The sequence below is a fragment of the Dietzia kunjamensis genome (assembly GCF_045689975.1).
Taxonomy (GTDB): Bacteria; Actinomycetota; Actinomycetes; order Mycobacteriales; family Mycobacteriaceae; genus Dietzia; species Dietzia kunjamensis.
In genome coordinates, this window is the sequence record NZ_CP143297.1 from 2,927,674 (window position 1) to 2,942,564 (window position 14,891).

The following is a 14,891-nucleotide window of genomic DNA, read 5'->3' on the forward strand; positions in this document are numbered from 1 at the left end:
CATGCCGATGCACTACCCCCCGCTGCCAGACGGCACCTACCGGTACGGCGACCCGCCGCAGCCGTTGCCCTCCCCCGTCCCCGGGCCGGATCCGAGCTCTCCTGCCCCTGATCCGGGCTCCGCGTACCCGCCCCCGGCCCCCGATGGCCGCCCCGGCGACGGCCCACCGCCCGCCTGGGCCCCCGCGGAGGGCCGCCCTCCCGGCACCGCGGCGGCCGCGGTGATCATCGGGGTGGCGGCCCTCGTCGTCGTCGTGGTCCTGGGCGTGGTCTTCCTCGGCCCCGGATCCGACCCCGGCCGCGGTACCGACCCGTCGCGCGGCCCCTTCCCGCAGGTCCTCCCCCCGGCCGAGCGGGCACCGGGGTCCGGATCGTTCACGGTCGACGGCACGTTCACCGTCGTCTCGACGCCCGCGGAACCGGTCTCCGGCGACCGCACCAGCTGCGATCTGCCCATCACCCTGTCCGACATCGGCGAGGGCACCACCATCACGCTCATCGACAGCGGCGCCGCGCAGATCGGCACCGCCATGCTCGTCTACTCCGGCGGCGACCTGTCCTCGTGCACCTTCACCTTCGAGTTCCCCGACGTCCCCGCCGGCGGCTCGTTCTACATGGTCGAGCTGCCCGGCCGCGGCCAGCTGACCTACACCGAGGGCGAACTGCGCGCGGGCGTCGACATCACCCTCGGTCGGTGAGCCGGGCCGGTCGGTGAGCAGCGTCGGGCGGTGAGCAGCGTCGGGCGGGGAGGGCGCCAAGCGCGAAGGCGGGCCGGGGTCGCGCGCACTCCCGGCGGGGGTGCCGGGCGCGCGGATAGGGTGGGGACAGCGACGACGACGAGACGGGAGGCGTGCAACGGTGAGCAACGGCCCCGGACCGGACCATGGTGACGAGGCGTTCCGTGCCTCCGAGGTGGAGCGCCTCGTGGGGGACATCGACCTCGACCCGTTCCTCGGTACGCCCGTCGACCCGTTGGCTGAGCCGCTCGAGCAGCCGGTGCCCGTCGAGGCGCAGACCCCGCCGCTGCTGGTCCTGCGGGACCTCTTGGTCGACGAGCGGTTCCCGGAGCTGTTCGCCCGGGCGCTGCGCGCGGCCGACCCCGACTTCCGTGAACTGTTCCCCCGCGACGCCACGCCGGTACTCCGGGACTTCGCGCGGGCGATGCGGTGGGCGTTCGAGACCACCGAGTACGCGCGCGGCGACCGCGCCAAGGTCGATGAGGTCGTCGAGTTCGCCCGCCACCTGGGCGCCGATCACCGCAAACTCGAACTGACGCCCGGGCATCACCGGCGCTTCGGGGAGGCGCTGGCCCACACCCTGCGCCACCTCGCCGGCCGCGCCTGGGACGACCGGCTGGAGACCACCCTGGGCACCGCCTACCGGGTGCTCTCGACCGCCCTGCAACAGGGCGCGGCCGTCGACGAGGGCCCCGCACGCGTAGGCGCGACCGTGGTGGAGATCCTGCGACCCACCCGCGATGTGGTGGTGGTACGGCTCATCAGCGACGTGATGGTCGACTACCACCCGGGGCAGTACCTCAGTGTGCTCACGCCCTACTCGCCCGGCGTGTGGCGGCGGCTCAGCCCGTCGATCCCGTCGAACCCGGCCGGGCAGATCGAGTTCCACGTCCGCGACGTGCCCGGCGGCGTGCTCAGCAGCTCACTGGTCCGCAGCGTCGGCGTCGGTGACCGCTGGGTGCTCGCCCGCCCGCTGGGGATGCTCGAGGTCGACCGGTCCGAGCCGACCCGGGACGTGCTCATGATCGCCGGCGGCACCGGGATCGCGCCCCTGCGGTGCCTGCTGCTGGACATGATGCGCTACGCCGACAACCCGCGCGTCCACCTGTTCTACGGGGCCCGCTTCCCCGGCGACCTCTACGATCTGCCGACGTTGGTCGACCTCGCCGCCACCGCCCCGTGGTTGACGATCCAGCCCGTCGCCGAGGAGGACGAGGATCCCTGGTGGGCCGGCCCCCGGCAGGACCTGCCCCGCACCCTGCACCGTCGGCAGACCGGGACCCTGGTCCGGGCGGTCACGCAGTGGGGGTCGTGGGCCGACCGGCAGGTCATCGTCTCGGGCTCACCCGAGATGCTGCGCGCGACGGTCCGCGGTCTCGTCGCGGCGGGCACCCCGCGGGAGAACATCAGCTTCGACCGCCCCTGACAATCCCGCCGCGCGGCGCGGCCACCCACGTCGCCATCGTCGCCAGCGTCGCCATCGAGAAGACAGTTCCGCACACCACGGCCGAGAGCGGGTGTGCGGAACTGTCTTGTCGATGCGGGAAAGCGCCGCGGCGGCCGGATCAGCGCGCCGCCGCGACGGTGTCGGCGTCCTCGCCGGCGCCGGGCGCGCCCTCGTCGGGGTCGTCGGTCGTGTCACCGCCGTAGCCGGCTGCGGTACCGCCGTCCGCGCCGCCCCCACCCTCGTCGTCGTTGTCGCCGCCGCCGTCGCCGACGCCGCCGTCGCCGGCCGCCTGGGGGTCGCCCGCCGGCGGGGTCGGGGTCGCGACGCTGGTCTGCGGAGTGGTGGAGGTGCCCGTCGTGGTGGTGGGACTCGTCGGGCTGGTCTGCGAGGTGTTGCTGCTGGTGCTGGTGCGGGTGCTGGTCGTCTCGCAGGACTGGAACACGCGGCGGAACCGGTCGGGGACGCCCAGCTGCTCGAGTTGCTCGCGGCACACGTCCGAGGTGGGCTCGGCCAGGAACTCCCAGTCGTCGTCGCGCCACGAGAGCAGCTCGATCTCCCCGTCGTCGCGGGTGACCAGCAGGAACCGCTCGTCGCATTCCCGCACGGTCGTGCCGCTGCCCAGCTCATCGGCCACGAAACCCGGGCTACAGCGTTCGGCCGGACTCGGCGGGCCGGTCGTCGTGGGCTGCGTCGTCGGCGGCGTGGTCCGGGTGCTCTGCGAGGTGGTGGTCTGCGTCGTCGTGGTGGGGGTGGCGACCGGGTCCTCGTCGCCGCCGGTCGCGGAGACCAGCCACACCACCAGCGCCGCCACCAATGCGACCGCGAGCAGGATGGCGGCGATCATCCACGGCGTGGACCCGCCGTCACCGCCACCGTCGTCCCAGGCGTCGCCGTCGTCCGGAGGCGGGACGTCCCCAGGAGGCGGCACGTCCCCGGCGGGGTGGCCGGAGGCGGGGACGCCCGCGGCGGTCGGATAGCCGGACGTGCCGGGACCGGCCCCGGAGGCCCCGGCACCTTCTGCCGCGCCGAACGCCCCGGCCCCGGCGGCCGCGGCTCCGGCGGCCGCGGCTCCGCCGTCCGCCGGGTACTGCGACCACGCCGTGCTGCCCTCCCCCGAGCCGACCGGCGGGAGTTGCTCGGTCGGAGGGTCGGTGGGCGGGAGTTGCTGCGTCGGCGGGTCGGCACCCGGCTCGACCGCCGGATTCGGCTCGGTGACGGCGTCGTCGCCCGGGTCATCCGGATCAGCGGGTCGGCCGCCCCGGTCCGGGCCGTCCGGCCCGGTCACCGCGGGACCTGCCCGCCGGAGGGCTCCGTGACCCGTCCGTTGGCGAGCACCGGGATCACCTTCCGGATACCGGTGACCTCGTCGTCGTCGACATCCACCACCAGTAACTCCGATCCGGCGCCGGCCTCGGCGCGCACGGTCCCGTCCGGGCCGACGAGCAGCGAGTGACCGACGCCGGTGGGGGCGCCGGGCTTGACCTCCACGCCCTCCACCTCGGGATCGGCCTGCCCGACGGCGAACAGGAACGTGGTCGAGTCGAGCGCGCGGGCGCGGGCGAGCAACCGCCACTGGTCGACCTTCCCCTCGCCCGCACCCCACGAGGCGCTGCACAGGGTGATCCGGGCGCCGGCGGTGGCGAGCGCCGTGTACTGGCCCGGGAAGCGGATGTCGTAGCAGACACTCAGACCCACCCCCACGCCGTCGACCGTCACCACGTGCGTGGCGTCACCCGGCTCGACGGTGTCGGACTCGGCGAACCCGAACGCGTCGAACAGGTGGATCTTGTCGTAACCCAGGTGGAGGTCGCGGTCCGGCCCGCCGCCGGCGTCGCCGGCCGGGCCGGTCACCAGGAGGGTGTTGCGGACGCGGCCGCCCTGCCCGGGCGTGAACATGCCGACGACGACGAGGACACCGTGCTCACGAGCCGATTCAGCCACCGAGGTCGCCCACGGGCCGTCGAGGGGTTCGGCGATCTCGTCCAGCCGGCCCGCACCGAACGCCCGCATGGTGGCCTCGGGGAACACCACGATCCGGGCCCCCTGCGCGGCGGCCTCGGCGACCGACTCGCGGACCAGCCGAAGGTTGTCCTGCGGGTCGCGTCCGGTCAGGATCTGGGCGGCGGCGATGCGCACGGGTCGTCCTCCTCGTCGGCGGCGGGCTGTCGTCTCAGCCGGCTGGGGCGTCTCCCCCCGACGCTACCCGCGTGCGGGGTCGGCGTCCCCGCCCCGGGCGGCGACCCGCCGCGCGATCCCGACACCGCGCTCCCACAGCCACCACACGCACACACCCACCGCGAGCGAGGCGACCCACGAGAGCCACGGGTGGCCCGCGTCCCGGATCGGCGGATACACGAGGAAGTGGGTGAGGTAGATGAAGAGCGAGGCCGCTGCTAGGGGGGTCACCACCCGGACCACCGGGCGGGGCAGCCGGACGGCGGGGATCCAGATCAGGGCGAGGATCCCGGCCACGATCACCACCTCCCGCCCGGGATCGCCGAACCAGCCCGGCACGCACACGAGCGCGACCGTGGAGCAGGCGAGCCGCGCCCACATCGCGGTGAGCGCTGCCCGGTGCCCTCCCGGTCCGCCCGGCCCGCCCGGTCCGGCCCCCCCGGGTTCGGCCCGCGCCACGGCCCAGCCGAGCGCGAACAGCCACAGCACCGCCGGCGCCGAGTACCACACGAGGGGCCCGCCGCCGAGGTCGATGACGGCGTAGCGCACGAGCAATCCGAGCCCGACCAGCGTGGCCGGCAGCGCGTACGGCCACCGCCGGTCGAGCCTGCTGACCGCGGGGACGGCCATGAGCGCGGCCACGCCGAGCAACAGGTAGACCGTCGCCTCGACGAACCACATCTGCCACGGATTCCACCAGCGGTCGTCGGACCAGGAGCGGGGACCCAGGAAGTGGGTGGCCAGCAGCGGCGAGTACCAGTGGTAGCGACTGGTCAGCGGGGTAACGAGCAGCAGCCACACCACGGCGGGGACCGCGATCCTCCCGACCGTCGTGAGCACGCCCCGGGCCCGCTCGCGGGCGCTGGCTGAGTGCAGCCGGAAGCGGGCCAGGGAGTAGCCGGTCAGAGCCACCAGGACGTGGGCGCCGCCGTAGACCGCGAACGCCCGGGTGTGCCCGCCCACGATCGTGAGGATGAACAGGGCGCGCAGCACCACCGAGGTGTCGACGCGGGCCCACGCCCGCCAGGGGGTCCAGCGGGAGGCCGCCGGGGGACGCGGTCCGGCCGCGCGGGTGTCGAGCTCCCCCAGTGGGCGCAGGTGCCAGTCGCGGGGTAGGCCGGGCACCCGCTCCTCGAGCCGGGTCGAGAGCACCACGTAGGTCAGGGAGTCCCCGCCGAGGTCGACGAACGTGGCGTCCGGCGGGCAGGAGTCCAGGCCGAGCGCATGGGCCACGAGCGTACTGGGCGCGTCGGCGTCCGCCCCGGCGCCCGTCCGCGCGCGGTCGGCGACGAGTGCACGGAGTGCTGCCTGGTCGACCTTGCCGGCGGGAGTGCGGGGAGGGTCGACGACGACGACCTGCTCGACCGCCGAGGTGGGCAGTCCCGAGGCCGTCGCGGCGGCGGTGGCGAGGGCCTGCGAGCGCTCGCGGGTGACCACGACCAACCGGTCGGGCTCCCCGACGCACCAGGCGTCGAACCCGCCGTCCGCCAGGGTCGATTCCACCCGTCCCAGGTCGATCCGGTGCCCGAAGATCTTGGTCTCGCGACCCATCCGCCCGACGATCTCCACGAGGCCGTCGTCGGCGATGCGGGCGAGGTCCCCGGTCCGCAGCTCGTCGAGCTCGGGCCCGCGGGCGAGGTCGGCCGAGGTGCGGGCGTACCCCATCATCACGTTGGGGCCGCGGTACACCAGCTCACCGGGGGCGTGCGGATCGGTTCCCCGCGGACGGTCGACGCGGAAGGAGCCGCCGGGGATCGCGATCCCGATGGCCCCCGCACGGGTCCGCGCGAGGTGAGGGGGGAGGTACGCCATACGCGCGGTCGCCTCGGTCTGGCCGTACATCACGACCAGTTCTGCCCCGCGTGCTTCCAGGTGCGCGGCCAGGCGACGCACCGCCTCCGGCGCGAGGCGCCCGCCCGCCTGGGTGAGGTAGCGCAGGCGGGTGAGGCGGTCCAGCCGGTCGAGACCGACGCGCTCGAGGAGTTCGACCGTGTGCGGGACGGCGGCGAACGTCGTCACCTGCCCGGCCTCCGCCCGGTCCCAGAACGCCGGTGCGGAGACGGAGTCGGAGTTGAGCACCACGGACGCGCCGGCCAGCAGGTGACTGTGCAGGACGGACAGGCCGTAGCAGTAGTGCGGCGGCAGGGTGGTGATCGCCCGGTCCCCCGGCACGATGCCCAGGTAGTCCACGATCGACCGCGCGTTGGCCAGCACCGCCCGCCGGGACTGCCGGACGAGCTTGGGTGCGCCCGTGGACCCGGAGGTGCTCAGGAGCAGTGCGAGGTCGGGATGCAGGTCGTGCCGCGGCGGCGCCGTGCGCACCCCGGCCGGGAGGGGTCGGCCGTCCCCCGCGACAACGTCGGGGTGCCATGCCGCGAGGAGGTTGTCGGTGGCCGCGCCGTCCGGCGGCAGGAGGAGCACGACGTGGCCGGCGGAGTGGGCGGCGAGATAGTCCACGAGGAACTCGATGGTGTTCGTTGCCACCAGGCCGATCAGGCGACGACCGGTCGTCACGGGCGGGTACTCGGCGGCGCGCTCGGCGCTCATCCGGGAGAGCGCGGAGTAGGTGTACTCCGCCTCGTCGGTCACCACCGCGACCGCGGTGCCGCGCCCGGCGGACTCGTCGAACAGGCCGGGCGGAGCCTGCCCCTGATGCGTACGTGCGACGGTCACGCGCCGAACTATATTAGGTGAGGCTTCGCTATGAAAGTCGGGCGGATCCGGTCATCAGCCGTCGCGGCGGCCCGTCTCCCGCTGGTGACGGGGCCGCCACACGACCACCGACGTCGAGCGGGGCACGTGGACGAGTTCACCGCCCGCCCGGGCGGAGGACCCGGAACGGCGACGGAGTTCGGCGACCTCCTCGACCAGTTCTGACACGCGGCTGCGCAGGGCGTCGACCTGATTGGTCAGCTCGATGATCCGCTTGATGCCGGCGAGGTTGACGCCCTCCTCCTGGCTGAGGCGCTGGACCTCGCGGAGCAGTGCCACGTCCCGCAGCGAGTAGCGTCGCCCACCGCCGCTGGTGCGCTCGGGGGTGACGATCCCGAGGCGGTCGTAGGTTCGCAGGGTCTGGGCGTGCAGCCCGGACAGTTCGGCAGCCACCGAGATCACCAGGACGCTGTCGTCGGGCCCCAGCTCCCCGACGTCCCGCCGGGGGCTCATGCCGACCCGGCCCAGCCCGACCGCGGATCGAAGCCGGCGGCGCGCAACGCGTCGTCATAGGCGGCGAGCTCGGCTTCGGCCATCCCGGCGGGGGGCGTGGCCACCCGGAGGGTGACCTTGAGGTCACCGGTTCCGGACTTGCGTGCGATACCCCGGCCACGCACCCGAAGGATCTGTCCGTCGCGGGAGCCGGCGGGGATCTTGACGGTCACCCGCCCGGTGAGCGTGGGTACCGACACCTGGGCGCCGCGGACCAACTCCGGGTAGGACACCGGCAGGTCGACGAGCAGGTCGGCCCCGTCGCGGTCGAACACCTGGTCCTTCTGGACGGTGACCGTCACGTACAGGTCGCCCGACGGTGCCCCGCGGAAGCCCGCCTCACCCTGCCCCGAGAGCCGGATGCGCTGGCCGTCGGAGACGCCGGCCGGGACCTTGACGTTGATGGTGCGGGTGCGGTCCGTGACGCCGCTGCCCGCGCACTCGGTGCACGGGTCATCGATCTTGGACCCGGTGCCGCCGCAGTCGGTGCAGGGCTCGGCGAAGCCGAAGGCCCCCTGGGTGCGCTGGGTGACGCCCGCACCATGGCAGGTGCCGCACACCTTGGGGCTGGTCCCCGGCTTCGCGCCACTGCCGTGGCAGATCAGACACGGCGAGGCGGAGGAGAGTTTGATCTGGACCGTCTCGCCGAGGGCGGCCTCACGGAAGGACAGGGTCAGGGCGGTCTCGACGTCCTGGCCGCCCCGCGGGCGCTGTGCCCGGCCGCGGCCGGCCCCGCCGCCACCCGGGCGGGCCTGGTTGAACAGGCCGCCGAACAGGTCCGAGAATCCCCCGGCGCCGCCGGCGGGCCCGCCGCCACCGAAGAGGTCGTTGATGTCGAAGTCACCGCCGGAGGCGGTGTACCGGCCCCCGCCGCCCGGGGCGAAGCCGCTGAACCCGCCGGAGGTGACCTGGTCGCGGAAGGCGTCGTACTCCTTGCGCCGGGCGGGATCGCCGATGACGTCGTTGGCCTCGCTGATCCGCTTGAACTTGTCCTCCGCGGCCGCGTTGCCCGGGTTGGAGTCCGGGTGGTTCTCCCGCGCGAGCTTGCGGTAGGCCTTGCGGATCTCGTCCTGGGTGGCGGACTTGGAGACGCCCAGTTCGGCGTAGTAGTCCTTCTCGACCCATTCGCGCTGACTCACCAGACGCCTCCCTTCTTCTTGTTGCAGTTCTTCTTCTTATCGCAGTGTTCGGGTCTACGAATTCTCTCAGTTCCCCGGCACATCCGGGGTGGGTCGGCGTGCGGGTGCGTCCCGAGATCATCGGGACGCACCCGCACGCCGGGGTGATGAGCCGGTGGGCTCAGCGGACGCTGACCATCGCCGTCCGCAGGGTCCGCTCACCGTGGCGGTAGCCCTTGCGCAGGACCGTCCCCAGCACGGGCTCGGATCCCTCGGATTCGTCCTGCACGGCCTCGTGGAGGGCCGGGTCGAACGGATCGCCCTCGTTTCCGAAGGACTCGACACCCTGGGATGCCAGTAGCGCGCGGACCTTGTCGGCGAAGACCTTGAGCGGCCCCTCGGCGAGGTCGCCGTGCGCCTCGGCCCGGTCGAGGTCGTCGACGATACCCAGCAGCTCGGTGAGGACCGAGCCCTTGGCGGTGTCGATGATCGATTGGCGGTCACGTTCGACGCGGCGCCGGTAGTTGGCGAACTCCGCCGACACCCGCTGCAGGTCCGCGGTCCGCTCGTCGAGCTGCGCCTGCAGCGCGGCGGCCGGATCGTCCGCGGGAACGTCCCCGGTCGGGGCGCCCCCCGCGTCAGCGGCATCGGCTGCGGTGCCGTCGGCGTCGCTGTCGGTCGACGGCGGGGCGTCGTCGACGATCTCGGCCTCGACCGCCTCGGCGGCCTGCTCGGCCTCGTCGTCAGCGCCGGCCCACGCCGCCTTCTCGGAGGCGTCGGTCTGCTCGGGGCGGGTCACTTGGACTCACCCTTCGACTCGTCCTCGTCGACCACCTCGGCATCGACCACGTCGTCGTCGGCCGAGCCCGCACCCGACGCGTCGCCGGCCTCGGCACCCTCGGCCGCGGAGGCCTCGTAGATGGCCTGGCCGACGGCCTGCGCCTCGGTGTTGACCTTCTCGACCGCGGACTTGATGGCGTCGACGTCCGAGCCCTCGAGGGCGGTCTTGGCGTCGGCGATCGCGGCCTGGAGCGACTCCTTCTTGTCGGCCGGGATCTTGTCCTCGTTCTCCGAGACGAACTTCTCCGTCTGGTAGATCGTGGACTCGGCCTGGTTGCGGGCGTCCGCCTCCTCGCGACGCTTGTGGTCCTCGGCGGCGTGCTCCTCGGCGTCCTTGATCATCTGGTCGATCTCCTCCTTGGACAGGCCGGAGCCGTCCTGGATGATGATCGTGTTCTCCTTGCCGGTGCCCTTGTCCTTGGCGGTCACGTGGACGATGCCGTTGGCGTCGATGTCAAAGGTGACCTCGATCTGCGGCACGCCACGCGGCGCGGGGGCGATACCGGCGAGCTCGAACGAACCGAGCAGCTTGTTCTGCGCCGCCATCTCGCGCTCGCCCTGGAAGACCTGGATCTGCACGGACGGCTGGTTGTCGTCGGCGGTCGTGAAGGTCTCCGAACGCTTGGTCGGGATCGTGGTGTTGCGCTCGATGAGCTTGGTCATCACGCCACCCTTGGTCTCGATGCCCAGCGACAGCGGGGTCACGTCGAGCAGCAGGACGTCCTTGACCTCACCGCGGAGCACGCCGGCCTGCAGCGCGGCACCCACGGCCACGACCTCGTCCGGGTTGACGCCCTTGTTGGGCTCCTTGCCGCCGGTGAGCTCCTTGACCAGGTCGGTCACGGCGGGCATACGGGTCGAACCGCCGACCAGCACGACGTGATCGATGGAGCCGACCGAGATGCCGGCGTCCTTGATCACGGCCTGGAACGGGTTGCGGCAGCGATCGAGCAGGTCCTGCGTGATCTTCTGGAACTCGGCGCGCGAGAGCGTCTCGTCCAGGAAGAGCGGGTTCTTGTCCGCGTCGACGGTGATGTACGGGAGGTTGATCGAGGTGGACTGCCCGCTGGACAGCTCGATCTTGGCCTTCTCGGCCGCCTCGCGCAGGCGCTGCAGGGCCATCTTGTCCTTCGTGAGGTCGATGCCGTTCTGCGCCTTGAACTTGTCGACGAGCCAGTTGACGATCCGCTGGTCCCAGTCGTCGCCACCGAGGTGGTTGTCGCCCGAGGTCGCACGGACCTCCACGACGCCGTCGCCGATGTCGAGCAGGGAGACGTCGAAGGTGCCGCCACCGAGGTCGAAGACCAGGATGGTCTGCTCCTTGTCGCCCTTGTCGAGGCCGTAGGCCAGGGCTGCCGCGGTGGGCTCGTTGACGATGCGCAGGACGTTGAGGCCCGCGATCTGACCGGCGTCCTTGGTGGCCTGACGCTGGGCGTCATTGAAGTAGGCCGGAACGGTGATGACGGCGTCGGTGACGTCCTCACCGAGGTAGGACTCGGCGTCGCGCTTGAGCTTCTGCAGCGTGCGGGCGCTGATCTCCTGCGGGGTGTAGGTCTTGCCGTCGATCGAGTCCGACTTCCAGTCCGTGCCGATGTGGCGCTTGACCGAGCGGATGGTGCGGTCGACGTTGGTGACCGCCTGGTTCTTCGCCGGCTGACCGACGAGGACCTCGCCGTTCTTGGCGAACGCGACGACCGACGGGGTCGTGCGCGCGCCCTCGGCGTTGGCGATGACCGTGGCGTCGCCGCCCTCGAGGACCGCGACGGCCGAGTTGGTGGTGCCGAGGTCGATGCCTACTGCACGTCCCATGATGTTCTCCTTCTACTGACGTGTACGGGTTCTTTCTAAGCGGACCCGGCTCAAGGCTCGGATCGATGGCTCCACCCTGCCTGCCGGTGGCCTGCCGCGTCAACCCGAGTTGAGCCTGGCCCGCTGAGGTTTGTCGCCCCGTATAACCCCCACTCTGTCGGATCCATTCCGACGGTGGCGCAACTCACACCATTAATTGAGCCCGCCGGGCTCAACAACGGGAAGAGCGCCCCGGCCGCCGACTCTCGGCGGTGCGGCTCGGAGCGCTCTTCGTATGGGAAGGGGAAGGTGCGGGAAGGAGAAGGAGGTACGACGACGACGAGGTCCGCCGTCACCCGGATCAGATCAGATGACACCCTGCGCGAGCATGGCGTCGGCGACCTTGCGGAACGCGGCGATGTTCGCCCCGGCCACCAGGTCACCCGGGGCGCCGTACTCCTCGGCGGTCGCCGCCGCGGTGGCGTGGATGGAGGTCATGATGCGGTCGAGCTCGGAGTCCACCCGCTCGAAGTCCCACAGCAGCCGACCGGCGTTCTGCCGCATCTCGAGACCGCTGGTGGCCACGCCGCCGGCGTTGGCGGCCTTGGCGGGCCCGAAGAGGATGCCGGCCCGGTGGATGACCTCCACCGCCTGCTCCGTGCACGGCATGTTGGCGCCCTCGGCGATCACGCGGCACCCGTTCTTGGCGAGCGTGCGCGCCTCCTCGGCGTCGAGCTCGTTCTGGGTGGCACAGGGCAGCGCGATGTCGCACTCCACGTCCCACACGGAACCGGTCTCCAGGTAGGTGCAGTTGCCCCGCTCCCGGGCGTAGGCCGACAGCCGTTCGCGGCGGACCTCCTTGACGTCCAGGAGCAGGTCCAGGTCGAGACCGTCCTCGTCGTGGACGTAGCCCTGACTGTCCGAGCAGGCCACGACGGTCGCGCCGAGCTGGGCCGCCTTCTTGGCCGCGTAGATCGCGACGTTGCCGGAGCCGGAGACGACCACCCGGGAGCCCTCGAGGCTGTACTCGGTGTCGCGGAGCATCTCGCGGACGAAGTAGACGAGCCCGTAGCCGGTCGCCTCGGTGCGCGCCCACGAGCCGCCGTAGCCGACGCCTTTGCCCGTGATGACGCCCGCCTCGTTGCGGCCGGTCACCTTCCGGTACTGGCCGTACAGGTACCCGATCTCGCGCCCGCCCACGCCGATGTCACCGGCCGGGACGTCGAGGTCGGCACCGATGTGGTGCGCGAGCTCGGACATGAAGGACTGGCAGAAGCGCATCACTTCCGCGTCGCTGCGGCCGTGCGGGTCGAAGTCCGAACCGCCCTTGCCGCCGCCCAGGCCGAGACCGGTGAGGGCGTTCTTGAAGACCTGCTCGAACCCGAGGAACTTCAACGTGTCCTCGTCCACGGACTTGTGGAAGCGCAATCCGCCCTTATACGGGCCGAGATCGGAGCTGAACTGCACACGGAAGCCCCGGTTGACCTGGACCGCGCCGGTGTCGTCGACCCACGGCACCCGGAAGGACACCACGCGCTCGGGCTCGATGATCCGCTTGAGGATCCCGCCCTCGACATATTCCGGGTGCTGCTTGACCACGGGTGCGAGCGACTCCAGCACCTCGTGCACAGCCTGCCGGAAGAGGTGCTGTCCGGGATTGCGTCGCACCACGGTGTCAAGGGCGTCGTGAAGTGCGGCGTCAGCGTCGGACATGGGACCTCCGGGTAGTAAGTCTTCGGTGATGACGCGTACGTCGTTGCCGAAGAGGCAGCCTAGCGGCAGGGCCCGCGATTCTCCGACTCAGCGTCGTCACATCAATCGACAATCGAATCCCACTAATCACACGTGTCACACTGGACTCACTAATCACATCTCCGTAATCTGAGCCGCGACAACCCGAGCCACAGCCGGTCGACGCGCCGTCGCCCAGCCGTGCATTCCGGAAGGCCATCATGCGTATCACCTCGAAGTTCGCCGCCGTCGCCGCCGCCGCGGCACTGGTGGTCACCGCGACCCCTGCCGGCGCGGCCCCCTCCCCCACACCCGAGAACCCGACACCGTCCGCCTCCCGCCCCGCCGTCGCCCAGCCCCTGCCGGCGTTGGCCGACGCGCTCGGCCCGGAGCTGACCTCACTCGTCGAGGCACTGCGACGTGATCTCGGACTCACTCCCGAGCAGTTCCTCGCCCAGGCCGGCATCGGGGAACGTCTGGCCGAGGCCCGTCCCCGGTGGGAACAGCAGTTCCGTCAGTCGTTCGGCGGCGTCTGGCTGGACGAGGAGGGCACCGGCCTGGTCGGCGTGGTGGCCGGCGCCGCCGGAGACGAACTGCGCGACGAGGCCACCCGGTCCGGGTTCACGGTCAAGGACGTGGCGCTGACCACGAGTGAACTCGAGGCTCGCGAGCGCCAGGTCATCAAGATCATCGAGGGCACTCCCGAGGACATGCAGGACCTCGTCACCGACGTCCGCGTCGATCCCACCCGCAACGCGGTCGTCGTCACGACCCGCGGCGGCGAGGCCGCGCAGCTCGGCAACCTCGATGCCCGACTGCGGGACCTCGCCGAGATCGACATGATCGAGGCCCCTGACCCGGCGTTCGACACGGCCCCGTTCGGCAGCGAGGGGGGCACCGGGTCCGACGGCGAGCCGACCGTCGACGGCATCGAGCCGGCCACCACCCGCGCGGACGACCCGGACGGGACCGGCGCGGCGCCCGGTAGCGGCGGCGACTCCGGCTCGCTCGGCAGCCTGGCCCTGCTCAATGACGCCGGCCTCGTCCCCGAGGGCCCCATGCGCACGGTCATCGACCTCCTCGCCGGCCTAACCCCCGGCACCGGGTCGATCATCGACGGGATGATGGCCCAGACCATGGTCGACCCCGGCACCCCCGTGCCCGAGGACCAGCCGCGGGCCATCGAATCGGTCCCCGCTCCGGCGGGGCCCGTCACGGGCGGTACCGGGTACCAGGTGGGCGTCCCGGGAGGAATCCTCGAGTGCTCGACCGGGTTCAACGGTGAACTGGACGGCAAGCCCGTCGTCATCACCGCCGCGCACTGTGCCGGCGCCGACGGCACCCGCGCGGCCCTCGCCGACGGCGAGGAGTTCGGCACCATGACCCGCAGCGAGCGGGAGGGCATCGACACCGCCCTCATCGCGGTCGACGACGACGTGGCGGACCGGTTCCGCACCAACCTGGTGGGAGACGGGCCGGACAGCACCCAGGGGATCATCGGCACCGCGGACCCGGTCGTCGGCCAGAAGGCCTGCAAGACGGGGTTCCGGACCGGCTTCTCCTGCGGCACGATCTCGCAGGTCGGCACGACAATCGACGTGGCGGGCACGCGCACCATCTCGAACGCCTTCACCGTGGACCTGTGCGCCCTGCCCGGCGACAGCGGCGGCGTCGTCTTCTCCGGCGACCGGGCCCTGGGTATCTCGAGCGCGTCCAACGTCGCGGACTCCGTCACCTGCGCCGACGCCGATGCCGTGGCCCGGACGGCCGGGTTCACCCCGCGCCTGTCGGCCGTCCCGATCGCCGACGTCCTCGCCGCACACCCCGGGCTGACGCTCCGGACCAACTGACC

General features: G+C 72.1%; 11 protein-coding genes. 3 read left to right on the forward strand and 8 right to left on the reverse strand.

The window, feature by feature from the left end; genetic code table 11:
• Position 1 precedes the first annotated feature (1 nt).
• Entirely contained in the window at positions 2-697 is a 696-nt protein-coding gene (locus tag VZF99_RS13730) for a hypothetical protein (RefSeq protein WP_407335082.1), read from the forward strand.
• Positions 698-857: 160 nt separating this feature from the next.
• Positions 858-2,162 carry an FAD-binding oxidoreductase gene (locus tag VZF99_RS13735; protein WP_120286431.1) on the forward strand — a complete coding sequence of 435 codons (1,305 nt, stop codon included), beginning with the start codon at positions 858-860 and terminating at the stop codon, positions 2,160-2,162.
• A gap of 139 nt (positions 2,163-2,301) precedes the next feature.
• Here the strand turns inward: VZF99_RS13735 and VZF99_RS13740 are convergent, their stop codons facing one another.
• The 8 genes from VZF99_RS13740 to gdhA form a co-directional block, all read right to left on the reverse strand.
• Entirely contained in the window at positions 2,302-3,468 is a 1,167-nt protein-coding gene (locus VZF99_RS13740; RefSeq protein ID WP_407335083.1) for a hypothetical protein, read from the reverse strand.
• On the reverse strand, positions 3,465-4,319 hold the full coding sequence (locus VZF99_RS13745) for a nitrilase-related carbon-nitrogen hydrolase (RefSeq protein ID WP_407335084.1): 855 nt from the start codon (positions 4,317-4,319) through the stop codon (positions 3,465-3,467). The genes VZF99_RS13740 and VZF99_RS13745 overlap by 4 nt, the downstream gene beginning before the upstream one ends.
• Positions 4,320-4,382: 63 nt before the next feature.
• On the reverse strand, positions 4,383-7,031 hold the full coding sequence (locus VZF99_RS13750; protein WP_407335085.1) for an AMP-binding protein: 2,649 nt from the start codon (positions 7,029-7,031) through the stop codon (positions 4,383-4,385).
• Between the two features lie 54 nt (positions 7,032-7,085).
• Positions 7,086-7,523 carry a heat shock protein transcriptional repressor HspR gene (locus VZF99_RS13755; protein ID WP_132062420.1) on the reverse strand — a complete coding sequence of 146 codons (438 nt, stop codon included), beginning with the start codon at positions 7,521-7,523 and terminating at the stop codon, positions 7,086-7,088.
• Positions 7,520-8,701 carry a molecular chaperone DnaJ gene (gene dnaJ / locus VZF99_RS13760; RefSeq protein WP_120286435.1) on the reverse strand — a complete coding sequence of 394 codons (1,182 nt, stop codon included), beginning with the start codon at positions 8,699-8,701 and terminating at the stop codon, positions 7,520-7,522. Before dnaJ ends, VZF99_RS13755 begins: the two co-directional genes overlap by 4 nt.
• Before the next feature lie 160 nt (positions 8,702-8,861).
• Entirely contained in the window at positions 8,862-9,479 is a 618-nt protein-coding gene (grpE, locus tag VZF99_RS13765) for a nucleotide exchange factor GrpE (protein ID WP_253002514.1), read from the reverse strand.
• Positions 9,476-11,329 carry a molecular chaperone DnaK gene (gene dnaK, locus VZF99_RS13770; RefSeq protein WP_069388613.1) on the reverse strand — a complete coding sequence of 618 codons (1,854 nt, stop codon included), beginning with the start codon at positions 11,327-11,329 and terminating at the stop codon, positions 9,476-9,478. Before dnaK ends, grpE begins: the two co-directional genes overlap by 4 nt.
• A gap of 345 nt (positions 11,330-11,674) precedes the next feature.
• Positions 11,675-13,021 carry an NADP-specific glutamate dehydrogenase gene (gdhA, locus tag VZF99_RS13775; protein ID WP_253002516.1) on the reverse strand — a complete coding sequence of 449 codons (1,347 nt, stop codon included), beginning with the start codon at positions 13,019-13,021 and terminating at the stop codon, positions 11,675-11,677.
• 239 nt (positions 13,022-13,260) lie between these two features.
• Here gdhA and VZF99_RS13780 point away from each other — a divergent pair, with 239 nt between their 5' ends.
• Positions 13,261-14,889: a S1 family peptidase gene (locus VZF99_RS13780; RefSeq protein ID WP_407335087.1), complete on the forward strand. Its 1,629-nt coding sequence runs from the start codon at positions 13,261-13,263 to the stop codon at positions 14,887-14,889.
• Positions 14,890-14,891 lie beyond the last annotated feature (2 nt).